The sequence below is a fragment of the Bradyrhizobium sp. Pha-3 genome (assembly GCF_042258325.1).
Taxonomy (GTDB): Bacteria; Pseudomonadota; Alphaproteobacteria; order Rhizobiales; family Xanthobacteraceae; genus Bradyrhizobium; species Bradyrhizobium elkanii.
Genome location: NZ_CP170151.1, coordinates 7,144,614 through 7,165,750, shown reverse-complemented (window position 1 = coordinate 7,165,750; position 21,137 = coordinate 7,144,614). Strand labels below are relative to the sequence as shown.

Genomic DNA, 21,137 nt, shown 5'->3' with positions numbered 1-21,137 from the left:
GAAGTTGGTCACCGCGGCGAGCGATCGTGCCGAGCACGATCGGGCCATAGCTGACGGTCCAGCCGTCGTGGTCCTCGGCCATGCCGACGGGCTCACCGATCAGCGCTTCGCTGATGTAAATCGTGTTGCCCAGCCACTTGATCTCTCCGTTCTGCCGGACCGAACGGACCTCCTGATCGTCAGCGTATTCCGGCTCGCGCAAGACACCGTGGAAGCGGCGCGAGGAGGCTTGGTAACGGTCGGCTGGCGTGGCGTTGTCGAGCGACTGGTGCGGGCGCTCTTCGTTGTAGAGATACTGGAAGCTGTGCAAGCGCTTAAGCTGCTCGCGCATGGTGGGAGCCGGCGGGCTGGCGACGTCTTGCAGCAGGGTCAGATGCATGCGCTCATGGCGGCCGTTCTGCTGAGGTTTGCCCGGTGCAATGCGCTCCGGCGTCACGCCGGCTTTGATCAGCTTCACCGACAGCCGCGACAATCCTCCAGCGCCGCGCGAGGCAAACGGCGAGCCGTTATCCGAGCGCATGTAATGCGGCAACCCAAATTCGCGGAACGCCGCGTCCAGCACGGGCCAGACATGATCCGTGTCGGTGCGCGCCAAAACCTGGCAGCGCAGCAGGTAGCGGCTATAGGCATCGGTGATCGTCAGCGGCTCGCAGCGCATGCCGTCCCCGGTCAGGAACCAGCCCTTGAAGTCGATGCACCAAGTATCGTTGGCTGCATCGCAACCGGCAAAGGGCGCGCTCGAGGGCGGGCTGCGTCGGCGCAGCTTGCGCTTCACCGTCAGGCCTTCACGATCGAACAGCTCGCCGATCGTGCTTGCCGCGGGCCATGCCGTCCGAGGTGACTTCCGTTCGAGAAAGGCCAGCACCTTGATCGGCCCCCAGGTCGGATGCGCCCGACGCACTTCAAGGCAGCGCTCGGCAATCTTTTCCGCAACGCTTTGCGGACGATGCAAAGGAGCTCGTGGACGATCGAACAGTCCGGCCGCGCCTTCTTCCTCGAACCGCGCAAGCCATTTGTAGCCCACCCGACGGCTCACTCCGAATCGCCGACACACCGCCGCAAATGACTCCTCGTGCTTTTGCGCCGCCACCACAAACCGCATCCGCTCATCCACAGCACAGGTCTCCATCCACCCCATCGGCAAGCTCCTCCTCGCCGATCAGTTGACCTGTTACCCATGTCGCCGGTCTATTCTGTTACCTATCTAGCCGGTTAGGACCAGGCTCCCTCTCCCGCTTGCGGGGGAGGGCTAGGGTGGGGTTCTCTCCGCGAGTCACATCGTGGAAAGATCCCCCACCCGCATCGCATCTTCAATGCGATGCGACCTCCCCCGCAAGCGGGAGAGGTGCAGGCAGTTTGCCGCAAGATCAACTAACATAGCTCCACGATGCCCTGCTGAGGGCCATCACCGCTTTGCTCACGCCTTCTGCGCGTAGAGCAGCGGCACCGCGGAATCCACCATCACCTCGATCAGGCTGGTGCCCTGATGCGACAGGGCGCGCTGGTAGGCGCCGGCGAGCTCGGCCGATTTCGTCACCCGCACGGCGTCGCAGCCCATGCCTTCGGCGAGCTTGACGAAATCGATGCCGGGCAAATCGAGGCCCGGCACGTTGCGCACCTGCATCACCTGGCTGAACGAGCGCATCGCGCCATAGCCGGAATTGTTGAGCACGACGACCGTCAGCGGCAGCTTGCGCTGCGCCGATGTCCACAGCGCCTGGATCGAATACATCGCCGACCCGTCGCCGATCAGGCAGACCGTGCGTCCCTGACGTCGACCGAGCGCCATGCCGACCGCGGCCGGCAGGCTGTAGCCGAGGCCGCCGCTCGCCATGGTGTAGAAGCTGTCCTGGCCGTGCATCGGCATCGCCTTCTGCATCAGCGGGCGGTGCGACGGTATTTCCTCGACCAGCGCATCGTGGGGGCCCATCGCTGCCGAGAGCGTGTGCAGCGCATATTCGGCGGGGATCGGGTCGCCGGCGGCGGGCGACAGCGGCAGGACACGGCCGGCCGGCGCGGTGCGCCTGGTCTCGGGCAGCATCTCGAGCAGCGCCGTCAGCGCGGGCTTCATGGTTGCGACGATGCTGTGGCCGGTCGGCGTCATCGCGGCGGCATCCGGATCGTCGGTGATCTGGAAGATCGTGGTCGAGCCGTCGAAGATCGCGGCATGGCCCTCGACATGGAAGGTGAAGACCGGCGCGCCGACCACGATGACGAGATCGTGCTCGCGCAGTGCGTCGGAGAGCTGGCCCGGCGCGGCATGCAGGAAGCCGGCAAACTGCGGATGCCGCTCGGGGAACGAGCAGCGCGCCGAGAACGGGCTGGCCCAGACCGCGGCCTTCGACTTCTCGGCGACGTCAACCATGAGGTCGACCGCCTCGGCACGATCGACGGCGGGGCCGACGACGAGGGCAGGGCGCTTGGCCTCGCCGAGCGCGGCCACCAGCGCCTGCATCGCCGACAGATCGGGGCCGATCTCGCGGCTGACCTGGCGCGCGTCGAGCGGCTGCGTCGCATGCGCCCAGTCGTCGATCGGCACCGAGACGAAGGTCGGTCCGCAGGGCGGCTGCATCGCGACATAATAAGCGCGCGCGATCGCGGCGGGCACGTCTTCGGCGCGCGCCGGCTCGACCGCGAATTTCACGTAAGGCCGCGGGAATTCGGAGGCGCGCTCGGCATAGAGGAAGGCCTGCAGCGGCATGATCGAGCGCGCCTGCTGACCGGCGGTGATCACCAGCGGGGTCTGGTTGCGGTAGGCGTTGTAGATATTGCCGAGCGCGTTGCCGACCCCGGCCGCCGAATGCAGGTTGACGAACCCGGCATTGCGCGTCGCCAGCGCATAGCCGTCGGCCATGCCGACGACGGAAGCTTCCTGCAGGCCGAGCACGTAGTCGATGTCGTCGGGCCAGTCGCTCAGGAACGGCAGCTCGGTCGAGCCGGGATTGCCGAACACCTTGTTGATGCCCCACGCGCGGAGCAGGCCGAAGGTGGCGTGCTTGACGGTGACGGTCTTGCCTTTGCTGGCGGCGGGTTTGCGCGACGACATCATTGAACCCCGGGAGTTGGTGACACGTTCGTTACGGGCAACGGAGATCGGCCTTGACGTCCAACGAGCGCGTCTTGGATCGTCTGATCGTTCTAGGATACGGTTCGGACGCTGTCCAATCGAGCGCCGGCCGACGTCGTGCTCCAAGGTGAGGCGTGTGGAGTGTCTTGAGCCTGCGCCGGAATATTCCGCTTTTGACCTATGCCCTGCAACCCCACCAGCCGGTCGGCGTTGAGGTGTGGCACGAGTTCCGGCCGCGGATAAGCGATGGTCAAGCGAAGGAGGCACGCATGAAGACGATACTCGTTTTGTTCCTTGCTGTTCTGTCCACTTCGGCGCTCGCTGACGTTCCGGGCGCGGATTGGCTCACCAAGCAACAGATTGTCGATCGGCTCCATAATCTGGGCTACACGAACATCACGGATCTGGAGGCTGACGACGGCCATTGGGAAGGCGATGCAGTGAAGGATGGCAAGACGTACGAGTTGCACATCGACCCGCACACCGGACAGTTGACCAAGAACGAGCCAAAGAATTGATATCCGCCTTCGCGCCTGCTCGTGGCCGCGCTGCGCGGCGAGATGGCTGCATGCGATCCGCCGGCTGCACCGGAAGCGGAGATGAAGGCCGCGCCTGTTGAAACGTTCCGCTCGCTCAGACTAGAGCTTTTCCCGTTCCGATGGAATCGGAACGGGGCTCTAGATTCTTGTTTTGACGCGTTTTCTTCACGCGAACCGGTATCCACTTCGCTCGAAAACGCTCTAGCGCCAAAGGCCCAGCGACGCCCATTTCGACGTCGGAATAGCCTCACCGACTTTGTATTGCAGGCTGGTCACATGCAGGTGGTCGGGAGTGCCCTTGCAAGTATAGCTCAACGAGAACCACTGGCCTTTGCTGCGGAACGCGCCGCCTTTTGCGATCACCGTATCGCCATGGTGCGACGGGCTGGAGGTGACGTCGGACTTTGCCCTGTCGGCCTGTCGCCCGGTATCGCGGTTGATGTCGGACATGACGGCATAGTCGCAGACTTGCTCAAGCCTTGTTGCCGGCTCGACGTGACGCAGGCTGTCGAGAAAGCGCTGGTCCTGTGCGCAGGCTGGAGCGGAGAGCACGAGCAGCGACACGAGAAGAAGCAGTCTCAACAGGCGCCTCATCGGGAAGGTAGGTGAGCAGGACCCTGCCATATACAGAAGCGGCGCAGTCTTCAATCCACGAATTCGTGCTCAAGGCCACATTGGAAAAGCAATCCACCTGTCGGTGGATTGCCTGACGGTGTTGCCTCAGCAACGGCTGAAAATCGTATCGGCGGCTGTTCCACGTCATCCCCGCGCAAAGGCTGCGCCTTTGTCGCTGGAGGTGCGAGCGGAGCGAGCCTCGAAGGATGCGCCACAAACCGGGCCGTCGATCCTTCGAGACGCCGCTTCGCGGCTCCTCAGGATGACGGTATGACCTTTCGCTGTGATACCTAGTTCGACTTTTGCAACGCCGCCGTCTGCTTGGCGAGCTGCTTGTCGAAATCCTGCTCCAGCCCCGCCACATAGGTGGCATTCTCGCCGGGCTTGACGAACGGGTTCGCCGCGCCGTCCTTCATCTGCGCCCGCTTGGCCTGCATGTCGTAGACCTCCGGATGCGGCCCGAGCAGCACGTCGACCTTCATCGCCTTGACCTTGGTGAAGGTCGAGCGGTAGTCGTCGACGATGCCGGGATAGGTCGGGCGGCCGACCAGCCGGTTCAGCGCCACCGTTCCGCTGCAGAAGAACAGCACGTTGCGCGTTTGGCTGCCGTCCTTGGCCGTCATCTCCCAGCTGGTGCAGCCGGGCGAATGACCGGGGGTGGTGTGCGCCGTGAGCGTGACGTCGCCGAGGGTCACCTTGTCGCCTTCCTTGACGGTGCGGTCGACTTTCACCGGCGTAAAGGCGAGATCGGCGTTGTTCTCGTCGCCCGGATAATAGCCGCCCTCGAGCAGCGGCTTGTCGCGCTCGCCGGCAATCAGTTGTGCGCCGGTCTCCTTCTTGATCTCGGCAAAGCCGCCGGTGTGGTCGAGATGGGCGTGGGTGTTGAGGATGATCTTGATGTCGCCCTCCTTGAAGCCGAGCTTGGCGATGTTGTCCTTGATCATGCCGGTCGACTGCTGCATCGCCGTGTCCATCAGGATCAGCCCCTGCGACGTCTTGATGACGTAGACCGCGATCCCGTCAGTGCCCACATAGTAGATATTGTCGATGAGCTGGAACGGTTCGAACGGCGCGGTCCATTTCTTCATGACAACAGCCATGAAATCCTTGAGCGTCTGTGCCTGCGCACCGGTTGCGATCAGCGCGAGCGCGCACAGCGCGGCTGCGATCGTCCTCATGGTTGCCTCCCTGTTTGTTGTTGTTCGTGCGGCGTGCACTATGCGTGCTGGCAACGCCGACCGCAAGCTGCGGACGGCAAGCCGCCGGGCAGGCGGCCGTCCGTCCGGCGCATTCCTGTTCTGCGTTCAGCTCGCGTATTGCGCGATGCCGTTGCCGAACGACCAGTTCTCCTTGGCGACCTCGACGAGGTTGATGACGACATCGTCCGGCCGGCCCTGCAGCTGGCTCTGATAGTCGTCCACGATCCGCTTGTAGAACGCCTTCTTCATCTCGACGGTACGCCCGGCATTCATGGTGATCTGGATGAAGACGAGATCGTCGCTGTAGGTATTGCCGAGATAGTTGTCGGCGTAGTTCAGATCGCCACGGTCGTGCTCGGTGATGACCTGAAACTTGTCGTTCTCGGGGACGTTGATCACCTCGCGCATCGCCTTGTAGACGATCTCGCCCAGCGTCTTGCGATATTTGGCGGACTTGCCGCGCTTCAGGTCGATGCGAACGAATGGCATGGTGGTCTCCTGTGTGATGTGGGGCTCGGCCCCGCGTTGATCGGGATGTGCGACGGTACGAACGGGCATTGTTCGCTTGCGCCGGCGGGGTCGGTGCGTTCAGCGGGCCGCCTTGAAGGCCTCCCATCGCGCATCACGCTCTCTCTGATATTTGGGCGTTCGCTCCGCGACCATGTCCGCCCAATGCAGCGGCTTGCCGCAGGACTGGCAGACCGGACCGAGCCCCGCCGGCTTGCCGCAGCTGAGGTGCGTATAGTTCATGGAAAGACCGTCCCTGGGTGACTTGCACCAGGTCTCGCCCCAGGCGCGCAGCGCGAACATGACGGGGAAGAACGCCGCGCCCTTCTCGGTCAGATGATATTCGTGGCGCAACGGACGCTTGTTGTAGACGCGCCGCGTCACCAGTCCGTCCGCCTCCAGCTTCTTCAGCCGCGCGGTGAGCATCTGCGGGGTCGCGCCCGTATAGGCCTGAATCTCTTCGAAGCGATGGTTGCGCGCGAACAGCTCGCGCAGCACCAGCACGGTCCAGCGATCGCCCACCGCGGTCTCAGCGCGCGCCACCGGACACAGCGATTGGTCATTGCCCTTTGGCCTTGCCATCACGTTTTCTTCATCTGCATTGTTACTATGATATTCATAGCAATATGCGCTATCGTCAATGTGGGTGCAACGGGCGTTTCCGGCCCGGTCCCTCACATTTCAAGGAGCGCGCTATGAGTACCGAAAGCAGGAAACCGGGTATCGACATGAAGCTCGAGGTCGTGGTGATTCCCGTGTCCGATGTCGACCGGGCCAAGCGCTTCTATGAAAATCTCGGCTGGCGGCTCGACGCCGATTTCGTCCGGGCGGACGGATCCCGGGCGCTGCAGCTGACGCCGCCGGGCTCGCCGACCTCGATCCATCTCGACAAGGGATCCGCGCTGCCGCGCTTCCTGATCGTGAACGACATCGAGGCGGCGCGTGCCGACCTGATCGCGCGTGGCGTCGATGTCAGCGAGGTGTTTCATCGCGGGGCGGAGGGCCGCATCAAGGGACCCGATCCGGAGCGGCCGAGCTACGGTTCGCTCGCCACCTTCAACGATCCCGACGGCAATGTTTGGCTGCTCCAGCAGGTGACGCAGCGTCTGCCCGGTCGCGTCGACGGAAGCAGCACGACATTCGCTTCATCCGCTGATCTTGCCGCGGCGCTCCGGCGCGCAGCCGAAGCCCATGGCGAGCACGAGAAGCGAACCGGCGGCCACGATGCGAACTGGCCGGACTGGTACGCCGACTACATCGCGCGCGAACAGGCCGGCAAGCCGCTGCCGGAGTGAGCGATCAAACAGGAGTGTCCGTCATGGCGGCGCGATCGATCGCGCAGTTTTGCGAACAGACCGCCGCGATCGGCGTCAAGGCTGCCGGGGCGTGGTGTACGCCGGCCGAGTAGGCGGCGTCACGCCTTGAGGCAGGCGCCGCGCTCGGACAAAACCTTCTCCGCCTTCGGCGTCAGCTCGTAGAGGTCGCCGTCCTTGGCGACGTATCCCTCCCTGATCAGCCGGTCGACCTCGCCTTGCACGTCGTCGGCGAAGGCAATCGATTGGGCGATGTCGCAGAGAACCGCGACCTGTTCGTCTCTAAGCATGGCGTCCTCCGTCAGGGCGGGGAACGCGCAAGCCGGGTTTCGGTTCCAATGAACTGGATGATACGCCCGGTCTTCACCTGGTGAGCCGCGGCGCTGGGTGTTGAATCTTACCAATGCCGGGCATCGAACACCGGTGCGTAGCCCGCCGTCTCGACGAATATGGGCGCAGCGCGGGCCGCGGAAGTGGGCCGGTATGACGAGACGGCCGCTGTCCGCCGCCTCTGCCAGGACCTTCGCGCGCGTCTCGCCCGCGAGCTGCGGGTCGGCACAGGATGATGTCGACAGATCGGGCTGGAAGATCTGCACCGGGTTGTGCACGGCATCGCCGCAAAAGATCGCGCGATGTTGTGCGTAGTCTACCATCAGCCCCATCTGGCCGCTGGTGTGGCCCGGCAGCGGGACCAGCCGCAGCCCGGTCCCAACTGATGGCCGTCGTCGACCAGATCGACACGGCCCCCCTCGACGATCGGTATGACGCTCTGCTCCAGGGCGCGGGCGTGGATCGGCGGCGCACGCTCGGCATCATGCTGCGTCATCCAGTCGGCCAACTCGCGGCGGCCGAACAGATAGCGCGCGTTGGGAAAGGTCGGCTGCCAGCGGCCGCTGTCCTGGCGCGTATTCCAGCCGACGTGATCGACATGCAGATGGGTGCAGAATACGACGTCGATGCCGGCCGGGTCGACGCCGCACGCGCGCAACCGATCGAGGAAGCCGCTGCCGCGCCGCCGATACCAGGCGGGGATCTCGGGGATGTCCTTGTGCTCGCCGATGCAGGCGTCGATCAACAGCGTTCGGCCGCCGGTTCGCACCACAAAACTCTGGATCGCGTGTTTCGCGAGGCCCCGGGCGAGGTCGATAAACACCGGCTCCAGCGTGGCGCGATGTGTTTCGATCAGGCCGCGATCGTATCCGGGCAGGAATTCGGCGAGCGGAAGGCCGAAATCATCGTCGTCGACGATGACGTCGACGGTCGCATCGCCGATCGCAAATCGCATGACCGCTCCTTCCCGGAGAACGGTGCCATCCTGTCGCGCAGTCACTATGCAGGTTGGCGCCGTCGATCGCAAGTTGCGTCGTCGGTGAACGGCTATCAGACCATGCCGCGCAGCAGGCCGATCAGGCGGCCGCACTCATCGTCGGTGCCGACCGTGATGCGCAAAAAGTCCTCGATCCGCGGCTTCTGGAAATGCCGCACCAAAACGCCGCGCTCGCGCAGCTTCGCGGCGAGGTCGGTGCCGCGATGGCTGGGATGGCGGGCGAACACGAAATTCGCCTGCGACGGCAGCACTTCGAAGCCCAGCTCAATGAGGCCGCGGACCAGCGCCTCTCTGCTCCGGATGATGCGTTGCCGCGTCTCCTCGAACCACGCCTCGTCCTCGATGGAGGCGACCGCGCCCGCGATCGCGAGGCAATCGAGCGGATAGGAGTTGAAGCTGTCCTTCACCCGCTCCAGCGCCTCGATCAGCGGGCGCTGGCCGATCGCGAAGCCGACCCGCAGGCCGGCCAGCGCGCGCGATTTGGAGAGCGTCTGGATGACGAGCAGATTGTCGTGGCGCGCGACCAGCGGCACGGCGCTCTCGGCGCCGAAGTCGACATAGGCTTCGTCGACCACCACCAGCCGGTCGGGATGTTCGGCGAGCAGGGCCTTGATCGCGGCGCGCGGCAGCGCGGTGCCGGTCGGTGCGTTGGGGTTGCACAGCAGGATGGCGCTGCCGGGCCGCCGGTAGTCGGCAAGCTGCACGCGCATCACGGCGTCGAGCGGCACTTGCTCGTAGCTGACACCATAGAGGCGACAGTAGACCGGGTAGAAGCTGTAGGTAATGTCGGGAAACAGCAGCGGCGCATCGTGTTTCAGCAGCGCCGGGAACGCGTGGGCCAGCACCTCGTCCGAGCCGTTGCCGACGAACACCTCGTCCGCCGTGACGCCGTAGCGCCTCGCGATCGCCTCGCGCAGGGCGGTCGCGCGCGGATCCGGGTAGAGCCGCAGGCGATCCGTGGTCGCTGTGATCGCCGCCACCGCGCGTGGCGACGGCGGGTAGGGATTTTCGTTGGTATTGAGCTTGATGAGGCCGTCGATCTTCGGCTGCTCGCCGGGCACGTAGGGCGAAAGATTGTGGACGACCGAACTCCAGAAGCGACTCATGATCTGCGATCCAGGGATGAACGCGATCACAATAGGGAATACGAGGCGCTAATGAAAGCGCCTCTTTATTCCCTCACATCATGACACGCGTCGCGCTCGCGCGTTACCAGGTCGCCGTGCCCTTCATGGTCGGCTGGCCCTCGGCATTCGCGGTCCACAGCTCCATGCCGCCATCCTTGTCGCTGGCATTGATCGAGAACTCGCTGCCCTCGAACAGCGGCTGCACGCCGCGATAGGTGAGCTTCTTCGGTGGCTTGCCGCCGCGCAGCCTGGCGGCGAACTCGACGATGAAGGAAGCCTGCAGCGGGCCGTGGAAGATCAGGCCCGGATAGCCCTCGACCTTGGTGACATAGTCGCGGTCGTAATGGATGCGATGGCCGTTGAAGGTCAGCGCCGAGTACCGAAACAGCAGCACCGGGTCGGAGACGTGGCTCTCGCGATGCTGCGCGGCCGGCGGAGGCGGCGGCGCCTTGGCAGGCGCTGCGCCTTGCGTGCTCGTCATCTCGCGATAGACGATGTCCTGCCGCTCGCGCACCGCAAGTCCGCGCGACGTCGTCACTTCGTGATTGACCGAGACGAAGCACAGCGTGCCGGTCGAGCCCGATTTGACCGTGACGTCGGCGATCTTCGAGGTGCGTTTGGCCTCATCGCCGATGCGCAAGCTGTCGGAGAATTCGAGCTCGCCGCCGGCCCACATTCGCCGCGGCAGCGGCACCGGCGGCAGGAAGCCGCCGCGGGTCGGGTGGCCGTCGGGGCCAAGCTGCGACATCGGAAACACCGGCTGCGCCAGGCACCAATGCGTGGTCCACGGCGCGGCGTCACCGGCCTTCGGCTCGCCGATCTCCTGGAACAGCGTCGCGCGCAGCCCCATCACGAGATATTTGGTGACGACGTCGGAGGCCTCCGTGCTGCGGCCGATCCACTGGCGGAGATGATCGAGGTCAAGTTTGTCGGTCATGAGGTTGTCTCCGGGAGGAGGTGAGTGCGATGATGCATGTTCAAATTGCTCGCGCGGCATGCAAGGTCCACCTCTCCCGCTTGCGGGGGAGGTCGGATTGCATCGAAGATGCAATCCGGGTGGGGGCTCTCTCCACTTGAAGAGTCCCTGTGAGGTGACACCCCCACCCCAACCCTCCCCCGCAAGCGGGAGAGGGGGCGCAGCTCGTTCTTGATTGCGATCGCGCCTGATCTCATTGCAGCCTAACGTTTAATGCGCTCGCCGATCGCGGGCACCTTGCCGTAGTGCCTGTCCTCGCCGACCACGATCGCGGCCGGCGCCGGATAGCTGACCTTGCCGTTCGGCGTGTCGACCTCGACGCGGCGTAGATGCGGATGTTTCGCGAGGTCGTCCATGCTGTTGACCTCGGCAAAGGCGATGTCGGCCTCGGCAAGCTTCGCCAGCAATTCCTCGCGCGTGAGCTTGCCGAAGCTGTCGCTGACGATCTGGTCGGTGACGGCGCGGTTGCGCACGCGCTCGACCATATTGGCAAAGCGCGGATCGTCGGGCAGGCCGGGCTGGCCCAGCACCTTGGCGCAGAGTGTCTTCCACTCGCGCTCGCTCTGGATCGAGATCAGGATCTCCTTGCCGTCCTTCGAGCGGAACACGCCATAGGGCGCGATCGAGGGATGGGCGAGGCCGATCCGCTTCGGCGACTTGCCGTCCTCGGCATTGAGCAGCGGCACCGTGAGCCAGTCGGCCATCACGTCGAACATCGAGATCCGGATGTCGGCACCGTCTCCGGTGCGACCGCGGCCGATCAGCGCCTCGAGGATCGCGGCATGCGCGGTGGCGCCGGTTGCGACGTCGACGATCGACATGCCGACGCGCGAGGCGCCCTCGGGGCCGCCGGTGATCGAGGCAAGGCCGCTCTCGGCCTGGATCAGGAGGTCATAGGCCTTGCGGTCGGCATAGGGCCCGGTGTCGCCATAGCCGGTGATCGTGCACATGATCAGCTTCGGATAGGCCTTGCGCAGCCGCTCGCGCGAAAAGCCGAGCTTGTCCATTGAGCCCGGCTTGAGGTTCTGCAGCAGCACGTCGGCGCCGGCGATCAGGGCCTCGAGCTGCGCGCGGCCTTCCTTGGTGGCGAGGTCGACCACGGCGGAATCCTTGCCGCGGTTGAGCCAGACGAAGTAGCTGCTCTGGCCCTTCGCGGCGGCGTCGTAGCCACGGGCGAAATCGCCCTCGGGTCGCTCGATCTTGATGACATGGGCGCCGGCGTCGGCGAGGCGTGACGAGCAGAACGGCGCGGCAACCGCCTGTTCGACGGCGATGACGGTCAATCCCTCAAGCGGCAGCATGTTCAAGCAACTCAGTAGGAGCGGGGCATGCCGAGCACGTGCTCGGCGACGTAGGACAGGATCAGATTGGTCGAGATCGGCGCCACCTGGTAGAGCCGGGTCTCGCGGAACTTGCGCTCGACGTCGTATTCCTCGGCGAAGCCGAAGCCGCCATGGGTCTGCACGCAGGCATTGGCGGCTTCCCAGGAGGCATCGGCCGCCAGCATCTTGGCCATGTTGGCCTCGGCGCCGCAGTCGAGACCGGCCTCATATTTGCGGGTGGCTTCCTTCACCATCAATTCCGCCGCGCGCATCGAGGCGTAGGCCTTTGCGATCGGGAACTGGATGCCCTGGTTCTGGCCGATCGGCCGGCCGAATACGCTGCGCTCCTTGGCGTAGTTGGTCGCCTTGGCGATGAACCATTTGGCATCGCCGACGCACTCGGCCGCGATCAGGATGCGCTCAGCATTCATGCCGGACAGGATGTAGCGAAAGCCCTTGCCTTCATCGCCGATCAGATTCTCCGCCGGCACCTTCATGTCGGTGAAGAACACTTCGGTCGTCGCGTGGTTCATCATGGTGCGGATCGGGCGGATCTCCAGCCCCTTGCCCTTCACCTCGCGCATGTCGACAATGAACACCGAGAGACCGTCGGTGCGCTTCTTCGACTGCTCCTTCGGCGTGGTGCGCGCGAGCAGGATCATCAGGTCGGAATATTCAGCGCGGCTGGTCCAGATCTTCTGGCCGTTGACGACGTAGTGGTCGCCCTCGCGGCGCGCGAAGGTTTTCAGCGAGGAGGTATCGGTGCCGCTGGTCGGCTCGGTGACGCCGAACGCCTGCAACCGCAACTCGCCGGTCGCGACCTTCGGCAGATACTTGGCCTTCTGCGCGTCGTTGCCGTGCCGCAGCACGGTGCCCATCGTGTACATCTGGGCGTGGCAGCCGCCGCCGTTGCAGCCGGCGCGCTGGATCTCTTCCAGGATCGCCGCCGCGGCGGACAGCTTCAGGCCGGCGCCGCCATATTCCTCGGGGATCAGGACCGAGAGATAGCCGGCCTCCGTCAGCGCATCGACGAACTCCTTCGGATAGGCCATCTGGCGATCGAGCTTGCGCCAGTATTCGCCGGGAAACTGCGCGCAGAGTTTTGCCACCGCGTCGCGGATGTCGGAATGGTCGTCGATGTTCTGATCGTGTGCGGTCATTGTTCTGTCTTGCCGAGAGGTTGCGCCAAAAGCGCGATGCGCTTTAGCTCGTTGTCTGAGCATGATCTCTTTCGGAAAACCGCTTCGCACTTTTCCGGATCATGCTCGTACGGACGAAACGCCCGCTGTTGTGGGGCCCCGGTAAACTCCCTATGCTGTTTTGTTATAGCGTATGAACCTGCCTTCCAGGATTGGCAAGTATGGATTTCCGCCAGCTTAGGACCTTTGCGTGCGTCGCGGAACTCGGAAGCCTGAGCAAGGCATCCGATACCTTGCGGGTCGCGCAGCCGGCGCTGAGCCGGCAGATCAAGCTGCTGGAACACGAGCTGCGCACCGAATTGTTCACGCGCAACGGCCGCGGCATGGTGCTGACCGACGCCGGCCGGCTGCTGCTGGCGCGCACCAGCGGTATCGTGCGGCAGATCGACCAGATCCGCGACGACATCCAGTCCGCCGGCGGCGCACCGTCCGGGCGCGTCGTGCTCGGGCTGGTGCCGACGGTGAGCTGCGTGCTGTCGGCGCGGCTGGCGCGGCGCACGGTGGAGCGCTATCCCGGCATCTCGCTCTGCATCGTCGAGAGCTACAGCGGCCATCTGATCGAGTGGCTGCATCGCGGCGAGATGGACCTTGCCGTGATCTATGGGCCGTCGGTCGATCTGCATCTGGCGGTGCAGAGCCTCGGCCGCGACAGTATCGTCGCGGTCGGCCCGCGCGGCAGCGGGCTGAAGCCGAAGAAGCAGGTCGACTTCGGCTGGCTGATGCGCCAGCGCCTGGTGCTGCCAAGTCACTCGCACGGCCTCCGTGCGCTGCTCGAACATGCCGCGGCCAAGAAGAAGATCGATCTCGACGTCAAGCTCGAGGCGGATTCGTTTCGCGTGCTGACCAGCCTGGTCGAGGAGGGGCTCGGATATACCTTGCTGCCGCCGTCCTCGGTCCGCGCCGAGGTGGCGGAGGGCCGGCTCGAGACCGCCGCCATCGCGCGGCCGGCGCCGCGGCGCGAGCTGACCCTGGCCTCGCCAGTCGAGCATCCCGGCTCCAACGCGATGACGCTGATCGCGAAGCTGTTGCGCGACGAGGTCGCCGCGCTGCGCGCCGAGGGGCTCTGGGATATCCAGCTCGCCTGAGCGCGGCTTCGCATCAGCTCACCTTGAAGCCGAGATGGCCGCGGAAGCGGTTCTTCAAATAGGTGCCGTCGCGCGGCGGCAGCGCGCGCTCGACCTCGCCGGCAGCGATGCGAATGCGCGCCAGCCGCGGGCCGCCGCCGAGATCGCGCAGGCGGTTGCGGAAGTTCTCGATGCCGGCCATGTCGGCGATCTCGGAGACATTGCCGATGCCCGCGCCATCAGCGATCACCTCGAGCCTGGCGCCAAGGCCGGAATGACTCGGCTGCATGCCGGTCTCGCCGAAATGGCCGTTGTCGAGCACCGCGATCGAGAGATTGCCGGGCTGCTTGGTCGCGATCGTCAGCAGGCTGCCGATGCCCATCAGCTGCTCGCCGTCGCCGGTGATCACGAGCACCGGGCGCTTCGGCTGCGCCAGCGCGAGGCCGAGCCCGACCATCGCCGCGCCGCCCATCGCGCCCCACAGATAGAAATTGCCGGGATGCTCGCCGGCGTCGAACAAATCGTAAGAGGAAGAGCCGAGCCCGGAGATCACGAGCAGCTCGCCGCGGTCGGCAAGCAGCGCCTTCACGGCGGCGCGGCGATCGAGAGTGCCTGTTGATGCCGACATCAGTGCGTCTCCTTGGTCCACTTCTTGCGGCCGATCATGCGCTGCGAGATCAGCACCGCGACCTGCTGGTCGCCGTCATAGGCGAGCGAGGCGGCTGCCGAGATCACCTCCTCGGCATCATCAGGGTTCTCCAGCCGCAGCACGGTGGTGCCCATGATCTCGAACGCCTGCGGCGTCGCCCGGCCCATCGGAATCTGCCAGGGATTGAACTCGGCCCATTCGCCGCGCATCGTCACCAGCGTCAGCAGCGGGAAGCGGCAGCTCGCCATCAGCGACAGCATGTTGACGCAATTACCGACGCCGCTCGACTGCATCAACAGCACCGCGCGATCGCCGCCGAGCCAGGCGCCGGCCGCCATCGCCACGCCCTCTTCCTCGGTCGTCAGCACCGTGGTCTTGATGTCGGCATCGGCGTGCGACAGCTTGATCAGCTTGGAATGTCCCGCATCGGGGACGTAGGACACCTGCGCCACGCCAAAGCTCTTCAGCGTGCGGTAGATCGCAACCGGCCAGTCCCGGCTGGTCGCGCTGTCCTGGTGAACGGCAATCTGGTCCATCATGGCCTCGGCGGTAGCGTTTTCGAACGAACCGGGTACCGGTTCGCGAAGAAAAACGCGTCAATATAAGGGACGCGCATTGGCGCGTCCTCACACCGATAGGCTTAGGACAAGCGGGGGCTTAATTCTCTTCGCATCTGGCTCGCCCAGCTATGCCGGAATTTTATAGGGCCAAGGTTTTGCAGGGCCAACGCAAGCGCAATGGCGGCCGGAGCCGACTGCGTCCCTTGGCCGGGTCGAACGACAGCCCCATTACGGCCCAAAACGACGCTCTATGCTAGAAGATGCCGGTTGGCGGCGGCGCCGGGGCTTCATTTTCAAGGCCCATTTCGCATATCGATAGATCCGTCGCATTTTCAGGGATCAGGGCATGATTGTCCGAGATCGGTTTCGCGGCCTCTTCCCAAAGTATTTTCTCGGACTGTTCCTGGCCGTCGCGCTTCCGCTCGTGGTCAACGGGTCGATCGAGGCCTGGTTCGGTTACCGCGATCAGCGCGCAAGGCTGGACCAGTTGCTTGGTGTTCAGGCGACTTCCGCGGCCGCTGAAATTCATAACTTCATCTCCGACATCGCAAGCCAGCTTGGCTGGCTGGTCCAACTTCCCTGGACCGACGAGGCCGATGAGGGGCGCCGAACCGATGCGTTGCGTCTGTTTCGTCAAGCGCCGGCCGTCGTCAGCCTGACACTCATCGACAACAATGGGTTGGAGCGTCTCTACGTCTCACGGGTTGGTCTCAATCGAATTGAAAGTCGTACCGACCGATCGGCTGAACCTGCGTTGGCTGGCGCCCACGCGCGCCAGGTTTGGTTCAGCGATGTCAGCTACAACAGAGGCTCGGAACCGTATTTGACCATTGCGCTCGTGGGTAACCGATCCGCGGTCGGCGCAGTCATCGCCGAAGTCAATCTCAAGCTGATCTGGGATGTCGTATCGGCGATCAAGGTGGGAGAGACCGGCCTCGCCTTCGTGCTGGACCGGCCGGGCCGTCTCATTGCCCATCCCGACATCAGCCTTGTGCTCCGCGGGCTGGAAGAAACAACCTCTCAGCCGTTTCGCGCCATACGCGACGCGATCGGCCCGGGAGCGGGCTTTGCAACGGGCCGGGACGGACAGGGGCGTCGGGTTGCTGCCCGCGCGGCTCCTGTGGCGGGTCCCGATTGGACCGTCGTGGTGGCGCAGCCGCTCTCCGAGGCTTACGCCCCGATCTATGCCGCGTTGCGACGGACGACAGTGCTTCTCGCAGGCAGCACCGTATTTGCAGGGCTGCTCGCCTATGCATTCGCGCACCGGATGACCGAGCCGATCAGGCTGCTGGAGGAGGGGACCGAGCGGATCGGCGCCGGATCGTTCGAGCACCGCATTGCGATCCAGACCGGGGACGAATTTCAGCGTCTGGCAAACAGCTTCAACAGGATGGCCGGCGAGCTCGCGCTGGCGCAGCAGCACCAGGAGCGGATCGCGAAGCTCAAGCGGTTTCTCGCGCCTCAAGTCGCCGATCTCGTCGATCGCGCCGGCGATGACAGCGTGCTGGATGGCCGCCGCACCGACGTCGTCGTTGTGTTCTGTGACTTGCGCGGGTTCACTGCGTTTTCCGCGGGCGTCACTCCCGAGGAAGTCATGAGCGTGCTGTCCGAATATTATGAGGTTCTGGGCAGGGTCATTGCGCGGTTCGAAGCAACGCTCATCAGCTTCTCGGGAGACGGGCTGATGGTGCTGGTGAACGCACCCGTGCCGGTCGAGGAACCGGCGCTGAGAGCCGTCGACCTTGCGACCGAAATGCAGAAGCGCGTGCAGGGCCTGATCGGCGGCTGGCGGTCGCGGGGCTATCAAGTTGGCTTTGGAATAGGGCTTGCCAGCGGATCGGCGACGGTTGGGCGGATCGGCTACGACGACCGGCTCGATTACACGGCCATCGGCAGTGTCGTGAATCTCGCCGCCCGCCTGTGCGCATCTGCCGCAGATCGGGAAATCCTGATGGACGCAGGGACCGCCGCTAGCGTGAGAGGCAAGCGCTCCCTGGAGGATATCGGGAGTCGACAAATCAAGGGCTTCGATGACGCCATTCCGGTGTTCGGAATATCGTTTTGATGTGCGTCGGCCGATGCCGCGAGGAGCGGTTCGGTGCAGTCCATTGGCGACTGGTTTCGGATCGTGGGATATACTTCCGCCGACGGCGAATGCCAGCGGATCGATAGAGCATGAGTTGCGCTCACTCTGGTGCAGCAACATCGCACGGACGCGCCGGCCGGCGTGAGGTCCTGTTGTTGATGGCCGCCGCCGCGGCTTGGACCACATCTTCGCACGCGCAGAAGCCGTCGATGCCTGTGATCGGCTACCTTTGCCCGGAATCGCCGGAGTTGTTTGGCAGCCGGCTGAAGGCCTTCCATCAGGGACTTCGTGAAGCCGGCTTTGTCGAGGGCCGCGATGTCGCGATCGAGTATCGATGGGCCAATGGGCAATATGCCCAGTTACCCGCGCTGGCCGGCGAATTGATCGCGCGCAACGTCGATGTGGTGGTGGCGCCCGGCGGCGCGCCCGTCGCCCTTGCCGCCAAGGCTGCCGGCGTCACCAAGACAATCGTCTTCGAGATGGGCGGCGACCCCGTTCAGCTGGGTGTGGTGGACAGCCTGTCGCGGCCGGGAGGCAACATCACGGGAGTTTCGAGCCTGAGCGTCGACGTGTCGCCGAAGCGGCTCGAATTGATGCACGAACTCCTGCCGGCGGCGACAACGTTGGGGGTCGTGACCAACCCGACAAGTCCAACCGCCAGCTCGCAACTGCAGAGGCTTCAGGCCGCCGCCGAAACTTTGGGGGTCCATCTGCAGATATTGCGGGCAAGCAAGGAGGACGAGTTCGAGTCCGTATTCTCTTCGGTAGCGAGAGAGTCGGCAAACGCGCTCGTTTTCACCTCCGATCCCTATTTTGCATTTCGCAGCCGGCGATTGGCCGATCTCGCACTGAAGTATCGCGTGCCCGCAATCACGCAGACCCGGGATTTCCCGACGGCCGGAGGCTTGATGAGCTATGGCGGAGATTTCGTGCAGTCGCATCGACGCGCGGGCGTCTACGCCGGCCGGGTTCTGAAGGGTGAGAAGCCTGCCGATCTTCCGGTCCAGCTGGTCACCAAGGTCGAGTTCGTCATCAACCTGAAGACCGCCAAACTGCTCGGTCACGAGTTCTCTGCTTCAGTCGTCAGCGGCGCAGACGAAGTGATCGAGTGACTAATTCGTTCATGAATCCGGTAGTCCGGCCGGCACGAACTGAATGGTCCGGCCGGACCGTGCCATCGCCTGCGCTCACGGACTCAACCGTTGGGCTGTAGAAACGCGCCGTATTGCTTGCTCGCGGCGACCGCGGCTGCCGCCTGTCCGATGACGCGCATTGCCGCCATCATCGGCCACGGCCCAAGGCTCACCCTGCGAACACCGGCACGGGCGAGTTCCGGGATTTCGGGCACGCCTTGCGTCACCATGATGTTGACGGGCAGCGGCGTCAGCTGGACGAACCTCTCGATCAGCGAAAGCTCGGTGAGCCCCGGCACAAAAATTCCGTCAGCGCCGGCATCGGCATAGACTTTTGCGCGCCTCGCCGCCTCATTCAGGCATTGCTCGGGCGAGCCGAACTTCAGCAGAAACGGATCGGTTCGCGCATTGATGAAGAGGTGAACGCCGAGTTGTTGCGCGGCGTCCCGCACCGCCGTGATCTTCGCGGCATGCTGCTCCGGAGTGACGAGCTGCCGTTTTCCGCCGACAAGCCCGTCCTCGATGTTGATGCCGATCGCGCCGGCCTTCAGGATCCTCGCCGCCGAATGCGCGGCGGCATCCGGAGTGTCGCCATATCCCGCCTCGAGATCGATCGATACCGGAACCGAGACCGACGCGGTCATCCGCGAGACCAGGCCTTCCACCATCTCGAGCGGGGCATTTTCGCCGTCGGCGTAGCCGAGTGCGGCCGCGACCGCGCCGCTGCTGGTCGCCACTGCCGGTGAGGCCTTTGCGATCGCTTTGGCGGTGGCGACGTCCCAGGCGTTGAACAGGATGAGCGGATCGCCCTGCTTGTGAAGTCGGTGAAACGCTTCGGCGTATTGCTGCTGTGTCGTGGCGTCCATTGCGCGCACTCCTTCTCGGAGAAATTAAAAATTCATGACGGACGCGGCCGCTGCTCGCGGCGCGGGCGCTCAGTCGGCGGCGTGCGTGGTGAACCAGTCCATGATCAGGCCGGTGACCTCGGCCTCACGCTCGAGATGCGGGAAGTGTCCGACATCGGGCAGGACAACGCGCCGATGTGGTCCCTTGAAGAGCGGTTCTTCCTTGATCGAATACCGTACTGTCGGATCGTTGCCGCCATAGATCGTCAGCGTCGGCGTATGCATGTCGTTGATCGGCAACCGGCCCGCAACGCCCGCATCGACCAAGCCGTTATAGTATTTCAGCGCCGCCTTCATGGTGCCGGGAGAGCTGAGCGTCTCCTTGACCGAGCGGAGATGCTCATCGTTCTGCAGGGTCGGCGACCACAACTTCCAAAGGTAGTCGACGAAGGGAAGTCCCTCGATGTTGACCGCCGAGTGAGCGCCAGGCACCGTAAAGAAATAGACATGGAAGACCGATCGAACGGCATTGGGATCGCTCCTGAGGCTTGGGATTGTGATCGGGTGCGCGGTGTTCATGACCACCGCGGCCTTGATCGCCGACGGCGCCGTGGCCAGCGCCTGAAAGGTCGACGTACCGCCCCAATCCATGCCGACGACGTAGGCTCGTCTGTCGTCGCTCAGCGCCGCGATCAGCGCTTCGAGATCCTGGCCCAGCGCGATCGGATCGAAAATGCCGTTGGCGGGAATCTCGGTCGGCGCGTAGCCGCGCAGGAACGGCGCGACTGCGCGATATCCGGCATCCGCGAACACCTGCAGCTGCTTTCGGTACGACCAGGCATTGTCGGGAAAGCCATGCATGAACATGACAAGCGGCCCGCTGCCCTGTTCGAGATAGGCAAACCGCACGCCGTTGGCCTGCACGTATTTCAGGGCGGGCTCGCTGCCGGATGCGTCAGGCGTTGCCAGTGCGGCGCTTCGGGTCTTCATCGCTGCTCTCCATTGTTGTCGTCGTTGCTCCCCTGGCTAAATATGTGCGTAGCACACATATCTGGTCAAGTTGTTTTTTGTGCGCAGCGCACATATTATTCCCAGCATGGAAAACGGAATCGCCAATCTGCTGGGCGCGCTGTCGCTCGCCGTCATGGATCGCATCGAGCAAGGCGCGCGCGAGGTGGTCGGCCGCGGCGGCGAAACGCCCGCGGCGCTGATCGTCATCGGCTATGGCCAGGGCATGACCAACGACAAGCTGAGGCGGATCCTCGGCCTGTCGCACTCCGGAACGGTCCGGCTGGTGGATCGGCTGGTTTCGGATCGGCTTGTCGAACGCCGGGCGGGCAAGGACGGCCGCGAGGTCGCCTTGCACCTGACGGCGTCAGGCGCCGCGTCCCGGAACGAGCTTTTGGCGTCGCGGATTTCCGCCGTGACGTCGCTACTGGACGTGCTATCGTCGACGGAGAGGAAGCAGCTTGCAACGCTGATCCGCGAGCTGCTGGCAAGGCAGGACACCTCCGAGATGGACCGCTTCACGATCTGCCGGATGTGCGATGACCGGGTCTGCACCAACTGCCCGTTGCCGACCAGCAAGGGCCAGCACGCGCGCTAGCGC

Annotated in this window: 21 protein-coding genes and 1 pseudogene; 6 read left to right on the top strand and 16 right to left on the bottom strand. The window is 64.4% G+C overall.

What is annotated here, in order from left to right; translation table 11 throughout:
- Window positions 1–22: 22 nt before the first annotated feature.
- A pseudogene (locus tag ACE10X_RS34245) lies at window positions 23–1,138 on the bottom strand (integrase core domain-containing protein); the annotation flags it as partial.
- Between the two features lie 279 nt (window positions 1,139–1,417).
- Window positions 1,418–3,046, bottom strand: coding sequence for a benzoylformate decarboxylase (gene mdlC, locus ACE10X_RS34240; RefSeq protein WP_038386260.1), 1,629 nt, complete (start codon window positions 3,044–3,046; stop codon window positions 1,418–1,420).
- Window positions 3,047–3,213: 167 nt separating this feature from the next.
- Between mdlC and ACE10X_RS34235 the strand changes: the two genes are divergently transcribed.
- Entirely contained in the window at window positions 3,214–3,585 is a 372-nt protein-coding gene (locus ACE10X_RS34235) for a PepSY domain-containing protein (RefSeq protein ID WP_244435879.1), read from the top strand.
- A gap of 222 nt (window positions 3,586–3,807) precedes the next feature.
- Here ACE10X_RS34235 and ACE10X_RS34230 read toward each other — a convergent pair whose 3' ends face one another.
- The 4 genes from ACE10X_RS34230 to ACE10X_RS34215 form a co-directional block, all read right to left on the bottom strand.
- Window positions 3,808–4,170 (bottom strand): DUF930 domain-containing protein, encoded by a 363-nt coding sequence (locus ACE10X_RS34230; RefSeq protein WP_338132091.1) that lies wholly within the window; start codon window positions 4,168–4,170, stop codon window positions 3,808–3,810.
- Between the two features lie 341 nt (window positions 4,171–4,511).
- Window positions 4,512–5,399: a BJP family subclass B3 metallo-beta-lactamase gene (gene blaBJP / locus ACE10X_RS34225; RefSeq protein ID WP_038386254.1), complete on the bottom strand. Its 888-nt coding sequence runs from the start codon at window positions 5,397–5,399 to the stop codon at window positions 4,512–4,514.
- 126 nt (window positions 5,400–5,525) lie between these two features.
- Window positions 5,526–5,909 carry a tautomerase family protein gene (locus ACE10X_RS34220; RefSeq protein WP_038386255.1) on the bottom strand — a complete coding sequence of 128 codons (384 nt, stop codon included), beginning with the start codon at window positions 5,907–5,909 and terminating at the stop codon, window positions 5,526–5,528.
- A gap of 99 nt (window positions 5,910–6,008) precedes the next feature.
- Window positions 6,009–6,509 (bottom strand): helix-turn-helix domain-containing protein, encoded by a 501-nt coding sequence (locus ACE10X_RS34215; protein ID WP_038386256.1) that lies wholly within the window; start codon window positions 6,507–6,509, stop codon window positions 6,009–6,011.
- A 113-nt stretch (window positions 6,510–6,622) separates the two neighbouring features.
- On the opposite strand from ACE10X_RS34215, the gene ACE10X_RS34210 reads away from it, so the two are divergent.
- The gene (locus tag ACE10X_RS34210; RefSeq protein WP_375763427.1) at window positions 6,623–7,222 is read left to right on the top strand and encodes a VOC family protein; all 600 of its coding nucleotides are present in this window, start codon (window positions 6,623–6,625) and stop codon (window positions 7,220–7,222) included.
- A gap of 119 nt (window positions 7,223–7,341) precedes the next feature.
- Here the strand turns inward: ACE10X_RS34210 and ACE10X_RS34205 are convergent, their stop codons facing one another.
- The 6 genes from ACE10X_RS34205 to ACE10X_RS34180 form a co-directional block, all read right to left on the bottom strand.
- Window positions 7,342–7,893, bottom strand: coding sequence for a hypothetical protein (locus ACE10X_RS34205; protein WP_304556765.1), 552 nt, complete (start codon window positions 7,891–7,893; stop codon window positions 7,342–7,344).
- Window positions 7,893–8,525 (bottom strand): MBL fold metallo-hydrolase, encoded by a 633-nt coding sequence (locus tag ACE10X_RS34200; protein ID WP_375763426.1) that lies wholly within the window; start codon window positions 8,523–8,525, stop codon window positions 7,893–7,895. The genes ACE10X_RS34205 and ACE10X_RS34200 overlap by 1 nt, the downstream gene beginning before the upstream one ends.
- 95 nt (window positions 8,526–8,620) lie before the next feature.
- Window positions 8,621–9,673, bottom strand: coding sequence for a histidinol-phosphate transaminase (gene hisC / locus ACE10X_RS34195; RefSeq protein ID WP_304556761.1), 1,053 nt, complete (start codon window positions 9,671–9,673; stop codon window positions 8,621–8,623).
- Window positions 9,674–9,776: 103 nt separating this feature from the next.
- Complete coding sequence (locus tag ACE10X_RS34190; RefSeq protein WP_304556759.1) at window positions 9,777–10,631, bottom strand: MaoC family dehydratase N-terminal domain-containing protein; 855 nt, start codon at window positions 10,629–10,631, stop codon at window positions 9,777–9,779.
- Between the two features lie 242 nt (window positions 10,632–10,873).
- Window positions 10,874–11,971, bottom strand: a complete 1,098-nt coding sequence (locus ACE10X_RS34185; protein WP_038386265.1) for a CaiB/BaiF CoA-transferase family protein — start codon at window positions 11,969–11,971, stop codon at window positions 10,874–10,876.
- Window positions 11,972–11,982: 11 nt separating this feature from the next.
- Entirely contained in the window at window positions 11,983–13,152 is a 1,170-nt protein-coding gene (locus ACE10X_RS34180; RefSeq protein WP_304556756.1) for an acyl-CoA dehydrogenase family protein, read from the bottom strand.
- A gap of 200 nt (window positions 13,153–13,352) precedes the next feature.
- Between ACE10X_RS34180 and ACE10X_RS34175 the strand changes: the two genes are divergently transcribed.
- Window positions 13,353–14,276 (top strand): LysR substrate-binding domain-containing protein, encoded by a 924-nt coding sequence (locus ACE10X_RS34175; RefSeq protein WP_028334965.1) that lies wholly within the window; start codon window positions 13,353–13,355, stop codon window positions 14,274–14,276.
- Window positions 14,277–14,289: 13 nt separating this feature from the next.
- Here ACE10X_RS34175 and ACE10X_RS34170 read toward each other — a convergent pair whose 3' ends face one another.
- Both ACE10X_RS34170 and ACE10X_RS34165 read right to left on the bottom strand, forming a co-directional pair.
- Window positions 14,290–14,883, bottom strand: a complete 594-nt coding sequence (locus ACE10X_RS34170; protein WP_038386268.1) for a thiamine pyrophosphate-dependent enzyme — start codon at window positions 14,881–14,883, stop codon at window positions 14,290–14,292.
- The gene (locus ACE10X_RS34165) at window positions 14,883–15,443 is read right to left on the bottom strand and encodes a thiamine pyrophosphate-binding protein (RefSeq protein WP_085970709.1); all 561 of its coding nucleotides are present in this window, start codon (window positions 15,441–15,443) and stop codon (window positions 14,883–14,885) included. The genes ACE10X_RS34170 and ACE10X_RS34165 overlap by 1 nt, the downstream gene beginning before the upstream one ends.
- Window positions 15,444–15,810: 367 nt before the next feature.
- Here ACE10X_RS34165 and ACE10X_RS34160 point away from each other — a divergent pair, with 367 nt between their 5' ends.
- Complete coding sequence (locus tag ACE10X_RS34160) at window positions 15,811–17,529, top strand: adenylate/guanylate cyclase domain-containing protein (RefSeq protein WP_038386269.1); 1,719 nt, start codon at window positions 15,811–15,813, stop codon at window positions 17,527–17,529.
- A gap of 179 nt (window positions 17,530–17,708) precedes the next feature.
- Complete coding sequence (locus ACE10X_RS34155) at window positions 17,709–18,662, top strand: ABC transporter substrate-binding protein (protein ID WP_038386298.1); 954 nt, start codon at window positions 17,709–17,711, stop codon at window positions 18,660–18,662.
- Window positions 18,663–18,745: 83 nt separating this feature from the next.
- On the opposite strand, the gene ACE10X_RS34150 is transcribed toward ACE10X_RS34155, so the two are convergent.
- A complete protein-coding gene (locus tag ACE10X_RS34150; RefSeq protein ID WP_038386270.1) occupies window positions 18,746–19,549 on the bottom strand; it encodes an isocitrate lyase/phosphoenolpyruvate mutase family protein in 804 nt (267 codons plus the stop codon).
- A gap of 69 nt (window positions 19,550–19,618) precedes the next feature.
- Window positions 19,619–20,518: an alpha/beta fold hydrolase gene (locus tag ACE10X_RS34145; RefSeq protein WP_038386271.1), complete on the bottom strand. Its 900-nt coding sequence runs from the start codon at window positions 20,516–20,518 to the stop codon at window positions 19,619–19,621.
- A 106-nt stretch (window positions 20,519–20,624) separates the two neighbouring features.
- Here ACE10X_RS34145 and ACE10X_RS34140 point away from each other — a divergent pair, with 106 nt between their 5' ends.
- Window positions 20,625–21,134: a MarR family winged helix-turn-helix transcriptional regulator gene (locus ACE10X_RS34140; RefSeq protein WP_028342477.1), complete on the top strand. Its 510-nt coding sequence runs from the start codon at window positions 20,625–20,627 to the stop codon at window positions 21,132–21,134.
- Window positions 21,135–21,137: the final 3 nt, after the last annotated feature.

Bases quoted from the DNA above. Each gene is read 5' to 3' on its own strand.
- mdlC (WP_038386260.1), bottom strand. From the start codon at position 3,046: ATGTCGTCGCGCAAACCCGCCGCCAGCAAAGGCAAGACCGTCACCGTC.
- blaBJP (WP_038386254.1), bottom strand. From the start codon at position 5,399: ATGAGGACGATCGCAGCCGCGCTGTGCGCGCTCGCGCTGATCGCAACC.
- ACE10X_RS34220 (WP_038386255.1), bottom strand. From the start codon at position 5,909: ATGCCATTCGTTCGCATCGACCTGAAGCGCGGCAAGTCCGCCAAATAT.
- ACE10X_RS34215 (WP_038386256.1), bottom strand. From the start codon at position 6,509: ATGGCAAGGCCAAAGGGCAATGACCAATCGCTGTGTCCGGTGGCGCGC.
- ACE10X_RS34210 (WP_375763427.1), top strand. From the start codon at position 6,623: ATGAGTACCGAAAGCAGGAAACCGGGTATCGACATGAAGCTCGAGGTC.
- ACE10X_RS34205 (WP_304556765.1), bottom strand. From the start codon at position 7,893: ATGGTAGACTACGCACAACATCGCGCGATCTTTTGCGGCGATGCCGTG.
- ACE10X_RS34200 (WP_375763426.1), bottom strand. From the start codon at position 8,525: ATGCGATTTGCGATCGGCGATGCGACCGTCGACGTCATCGTCGACGAC.
- hisC (WP_304556761.1), bottom strand. From the start codon at position 9,673: ATGAGTCGCTTCTGGAGTTCGGTCGTCCACAATCTTTCGCCCTACGTG.
- ACE10X_RS34190 (WP_304556759.1), bottom strand. From the start codon at position 10,631: ATGACCGACAAACTTGACCTCGATCATCTCCGCCAGTGGATCGGCCGC.
- ACE10X_RS34185 (WP_038386265.1), bottom strand. From the start codon at position 11,971: ATGCTGCCGCTTGAGGGATTGACCGTCATCGCCGTCGAACAGGCGGTT.
- ACE10X_RS34180 (WP_304556756.1), bottom strand. From the start codon at position 13,152: ATGACCGCACACGATCAGAACATCGACGACCATTCCGACATCCGCGAC.
- ACE10X_RS34175 (WP_028334965.1), top strand. From the start codon at position 13,353: ATGGATTTCCGCCAGCTTAGGACCTTTGCGTGCGTCGCGGAACTCGGA.
- ACE10X_RS34170 (WP_038386268.1), bottom strand. From the start codon at position 14,883: ATGTCGGCATCAACAGGCACTCTCGATCGCCGCGCCGCCGTGAAGGCG.
- ACE10X_RS34165 (WP_085970709.1), bottom strand. From the start codon at position 15,443: ATGATGGACCAGATTGCCGTTCACCAGGACAGCGCGACCAGCCGGGAC.
- ACE10X_RS34160 (WP_038386269.1), top strand. From the start codon at position 15,811: ATGATTGTCCGAGATCGGTTTCGCGGCCTCTTCCCAAAGTATTTTCTC.
- ACE10X_RS34155 (WP_038386298.1), top strand. From the start codon at position 17,709: ATGGCCGCCGCCGCGGCTTGGACCACATCTTCGCACGCGCAGAAGCCG.
- ACE10X_RS34150 (WP_038386270.1), bottom strand. From the start codon at position 19,549: ATGGACGCCACGACACAGCAGCAATACGCCGAAGCGTTTCACCGACTT.
- ACE10X_RS34145 (WP_038386271.1), bottom strand. From the start codon at position 20,518: ATGAAGACCCGAAGCGCCGCACTGGCAACGCCTGACGCATCCGGCAGC.
- ACE10X_RS34140 (WP_028342477.1), top strand. From the start codon at position 20,625: ATGGAAAACGGAATCGCCAATCTGCTGGGCGCGCTGTCGCTCGCCGTC.